General features: G+C 26.5%; 1 protein-coding gene. It reads left to right on the forward strand.

All coding sequences use genetic code 11. From position 1 onward, the window contains the following. Positions 1–1,073, forward strand: a 1,073-nt coding sequence (locus tag WYK_RS24865) for an NACHT domain-containing protein (RefSeq protein WP_040373712.1), incomplete at its 5' end; no start/stop codon positions are given. Positions 1,074–1,162 lie beyond the last annotated feature (89 nt).

Here is a 1,162-nt window from a genome sequence, read left to right on the forward strand (position 1 = left end):
TACAAACTGAAATATTAGATGATACTTTTAATTGTTTATTTTTGTTCTTAGATAAGGACATAACTCCTAAAAGAAATGATTTAAATTTGCCTATTATTGTTAAGAAGTATGATGAGAATATATTTGCTAGTTTCATTTTTAAGACATTTAGAAAAGGCATTTTATTAGTATCTGATAATGAGCTGAAAATTATAAATAATCGAATGGTAGATTTAGTAAAGATACCTCCAGGAAAGTCAAAAGTAAATATTGTAAAAACTGAACTTCCGCCTGAAATAGACCCCAAAACATTAATAAATTTCACTGGAAGATCAAATGATGTGGAGAATATTTGTAGAAAAATCATAGATATAAATGGTCAATTACTAACTATTAAGGCTTCAGGAGGAATCGGAAAAACAACGACAGTAAAAAAAGTTTCTATTGAACTATCAGAACGAGGATATTTTGGCGAAGGTATTCATTTTATAGATTGTGAATATATAAATGATTTTGATACGTTCGAATATAAGGTTGGACAATGTTTTGATTTCGATAGTACTATAAATCTAAATGAACATATGGTTCAAAATGCATTTAAATTTGACAAGTTGATAATCTTTGATAATTTTGAGTCACTATTATATATAGATGATAAAGAACAAATTAAAGATCTAGTATCTTTTTTGTGTGATTATGCAACTATAGTTACTACTTCAAGACAACTGATTGGGTTTGAGTTTGAAGATGCATACGAGCTTCGAACTTTAACAACTGACGAATGTGTTGATTTATTTAAAAAGTACTATCCTTATAATATTAATGAATTTGAAATAAAAATTTTAAGAAATGACATTATAGAAAATCTTTTAAATAATAATCCTCTTGCAATAAAAATAATCACCTCTAATATTCCAAAATCAAAGAGCATGGAATTATTAAAAGCAGAGTTGGAAGAGGACTTTTTTAATACTACTAAACTAGGTATTGAAGACATTTTTAGTGACTCGGTAGATAAAAATATTGAAAGATCCAAATCGTTATATCAATCAATTAATTATTCCTATAGTAAACTAACGGCTAAAGAAAATTAGTCTTTGAGTTGTTATCTTTATTTCCAGATGGAATTCATATGTCCATGTTTGTCCAATTATTTAAAACTGACGAATATAAAAATCATGTT

This window comes from Peribacillus psychrosaccharolyticus ATCC 23296 (genome assembly GCF_000305495.1).
Lineage (GTDB): Bacteria > Bacillota > Bacilli > Bacillales > DSM-1321 > Peribacillus > Peribacillus psychrosaccharolyticus.